Genomic DNA, 3,626 nt, shown 5'->3' with positions numbered 1-3,626 from the left:
GGCCGGACAACGCCTTTTGGCACCGTTCCGCGCGAGATTTCATACGAAGTGACGGCCATTTTTGAGGTTGGCGTTTATGATTATGACAAAGCATTTGTAATCATGCCCATTGAGCGGGCGCAATTGCTTATGCTGCTGGGCGACGAAATAGGCATGATTGAAATCAAGACCGAAAATCCCGACAGAGTGAATGAAATTCTCGCCCCGTTGCTGCCGAAGCTTGAGAATAAGGGGCTTATCGTCGATTGGAAGAGCATGAATGCCTCGCTGTTCGAGGCATTAGCAGTCGAGCGGGTCGCCATGTTTGTAGTTTTGTCTATCATCGTCCTTGTTGCTGTCTTCAACATATTATCATCCCTGATCATGTTGGTGCGCGCAAAAACCCGAGACATCGCGATATTGAGGACGATGGGGGCATCACGCAAATCACTGCTTCGCATTTTCATGACGGTTGGGTTGCTGATCGGCTCATCTGGCATTGTGCTTGGATTAATACTAGGCGCAATATTTCTGTATTTTAGACAGTCGGTTGTGAACTTTATCCAATTCGTCACTGGGCAGAATTTGTGGGACCCATCCATCCGCTTCCTCACCGAATTGCCCTCTCGGACTGATCCAGTTGAAGTACTCGTGATCTGCGGGCTCGCTTTGCTATTCAGCTTCCTTGCAACCTTGTACCCGGCGCTCAAGGCTGCGAGTACTGACCCTGTTCAGGTGCTGCGCTATGAATAACATATTAGAGCTTGTCGATGTCCGCCGCAAATTTGTGCAGGGCGATGTCACTATAGAAGTCCTGCGCGGTATAGACATTGTGATTGGTAAGGGAGAGCTGGTTGCCTTGCTGGGTCCATCCGGCTCAGGCAAATCGACCATGCTTCAAGCGGTTGGTCTTTTGGAAGGTGGATTTTCTGGTTCCATTAAGCTTGATGGCGAGGAGGTAAGCGCAGCCGGTGTTGATCGTCAGACCGAAATTCGTAAGCAGAAGCTTGGTTTCGTCTATCAATTTCACCATCTACTGCCGGACTTTGACGCGCTGGAAAATGTGATTTTGCCACAATTGATTTCCGATACTGCGCCTGACGTTGCACTAGAACGTGCGACCTATCTATTGACGCAGCTAGGGCTTGCCGAGCGCCTCCACCATCGGCCGTCGAAGCTGTCGGGCGGTGAGCAACAACGCGTTGCCGTGGCGCGGGCATTGGCGAATCGTCCTAAGCTGGTGCTTGCGGACGAGCCCACTGGAAATCTCGATGAACACACCGCCGATATTGTGCTCGGCGAATTCATGGCGCTGGTGCGCGAAGAGGGTTCTTCGGCGATCGTGGCAACGCATAATGAGCGGTTGGCGGCCAAAATGGACCGCGTCGTGCGTCTGCAAGAAGGCAGGTTGGGCTAAGCAGGGAGAATATCAATGTCGATTTATGATTTAACAGTGAAAATGCCTGGTGACCAAACCGAGGCAATGGAAGCCTATAAGGGTAAGGTCGTCTTGGTGGTGAACACCGCATCGAAATGTGGCTTCACGCCGCAGTACAAGGGGCTTGAGGCGTTGTATCGCCAGTATAAAGATCAGGGTCTGGAGATACTGGCCTTCCCCTGCAACCAGTTCGGCGCGCAGGAGCCCGGTGACGCGGAAGAAATTCAGAATTTCTGTTCGCTAACTTATGATGTGTCATTTCCTCTGGCTGCAAAAATCGACGTGAATGGTCCCGATGAAGACCCGTTGTGGCATTATCTTAAGCAGCAGCAAGCCGGCCTTATGGGGTCACGTGGTATCAAGTGGAATTTCACGAAATTCTTGGTCGATCGTACGGGTAACGTTGTTGCCCGCCATGGTCCGCAGGTCAAACCTGAAGCACTGGCGAAGGACATCGAGAAACTGCTCGCCGCAGCAGCCTGATTGTCCACAGCTTAGCCCAAAACTGGGTTTGTCGAATCATGCAGGTCATCTAACATAGCCAGATGGCCTACGTTCCCTTTGTTCCTCTGCGCGTGTATTCCGCTTACACCATATTGGAAGGTGCGATTGAGCCTAAGGCGATTGGCGAGACTGCAAAAAAGCTCGGCTTTCCTGCTATTGCCATTTGTGACCGCAATGGGCTCTATGGCGTGATGCCATTTCAGGACGCGGCTAAATCCTATGGGGTGCAGCCGATCATTGGCGCGTTGCTTGGGATCCGGCGGCCATCCAGCGACGATAAATTCACACGCGACTGGTTGCCATTGTTTGCGCAAGATGAGAGCGGTTACAATAATCTGTGTCGATTGGTCTCGATGGCGCATCTTGATCGTCCAGAAGACCTCGATGCGCATGTGACATTGGAGCAGCTTGCGTCGCATAAAGACGGCCTTATTGCTCTTACAGGCGGTGCAGAGGGAGCGCTGGCCCGCCTGTTGAGTGAAGGGCAGCATGAAGCGGCATCCAGCTACCTGACGCGTCTACAGGCGCTGTTTTCCGAGCATCTGTATATCGAACTCAGCAGGCGCAACGACGCGGTTGAAGACGTTGCGGAAAACGCGCTCATTGACCTTGCATATGCCCGCGACATTCCATTGGTCGCGACCAATCCCGCCTTTTTTGCGGAGCCTGATTTCTTCGACGCGCACGATGCCATGCTGTGCATATCGGACGGCGCCTATATCGAAAGCACGGACCGCCGCCGCAGCAGCCGAGACACTTGGATCAAAACCGGCAAGCAAATGGGCGCGTTGTTTGCCGATGTCCCTGAAGCGTTAGCGAATACGCTCGTTATCGCGCAACGGTGCGCCGCCCTCGCGCCTTACCGAAGCCCCATATTACCAAGCCTTGCGGGTGACCGGACCGCCGAGGATGCGCAATTGCGCGAGGACGGACGGCTTGGCCTTGAAAAGCGGCTTGAGATTGCAGGGATTACCGACCCCGCGGAACGGCAGCTGTATTTTGATCGGTTGAATTTCGAGGCCGATGTTATCTGCTCGATGGGCTTTCCTGGATATTTTTTGATCGTTGCCGATTTTATCAAATGGGCGAAGGAACAGGATATTGCGGTTGGGCCGGGCCGCGGGTCTGGTGCAGGTTCGCTTGTCGCTTGGGCGCTTACAATTACTGATCTTGACCCGATCAAGCTTGGGCTTCTGTTCGAACGCTTTTTGAACCCAGACCGTGTATCGATGCCGGATTTCGATATCGATTTCTGCGAAACGCGGCGTGGCGAGGTTATCCGTTATGTGCAGAAAAAATACGGCTCGCGTCAGGTTGCCCAGATCATCACCTTTGGAAAGTTGAAGGCACGCGCAGTTTTACGAGACACCGGACGCGTTTTGCAAATGAGCTATGGTCAAGTCGACCGACTGTGCAAGCAAGTGCCGAACCTACCCGTTGACCCTTGGGACTTGAAGCGCGCACTGTCCGGCGTGGCGGAGCTGCGCGAAGAATATCGCCGCGATGCGCAGGTGAAGCGCCTGTTCGATCTTGCGATGAAGCTGGAAGGTCTGCCGCGGCACAGTTCGACGCACGCAGCAGGCGTGGTCATTGGTGACCGGGAATTGTCGGAGCTGGCGCCCTTGTACCGCGACCCACGTTCGGACATGCCCGTCACGCAATTCGACATGAAATATGTCGAAAGTGCTGGCCTGGTTAAATTCGA

At 53.6% G+C, this 3,626-nt stretch carries 4 protein-coding genes; all 4 read left to right on the top strand.

What is annotated here, in order from left to right; genetic code table 11:
- Positions 1-732: FtsX-like permease family protein (locus Q0O33_RS10650; protein ID WP_295499395.1), on the top strand; the 732-nt coding region annotated here is incomplete at its 5' end.
- Positions 725-1,396: an ABC transporter ATP-binding protein gene (locus tag Q0O33_RS10645; protein WP_295499392.1), complete on the top strand. Its 672-nt coding sequence runs from the start codon at positions 725-727 to the stop codon at positions 1,394-1,396. The genes Q0O33_RS10650 and Q0O33_RS10645, both read left to right, overlap by 8 nt.
- Before the next feature lie 15 nt (positions 1,397-1,411).
- Positions 1,412-1,900, top strand: coding sequence for a glutathione peroxidase (locus tag Q0O33_RS10640; protein ID WP_295499389.1), 489 nt, complete (start codon positions 1,412-1,414; stop codon positions 1,898-1,900).
- Positions 1,901-1,962: 62 nt separating this feature from the next.
- Positions 1,963-3,626: DNA polymerase III subunit alpha (dnaE, locus tag Q0O33_RS10635; RefSeq protein WP_295499386.1), on the top strand; the 1,664-nt coding region annotated here is incomplete at its 3' end.

This window comes from Sphingorhabdus sp. EL138 (assembly GCF_945862485.1).
GTDB lineage: Bacteria > Pseudomonadota > Alphaproteobacteria > Sphingomonadales > Sphingomonadaceae > Sphingorhabdus_B.
The sequence above is the reverse complement of the archived record's forward strand: the minus strand, read 5'-3'. Positions and strand labels throughout refer to the sequence as shown.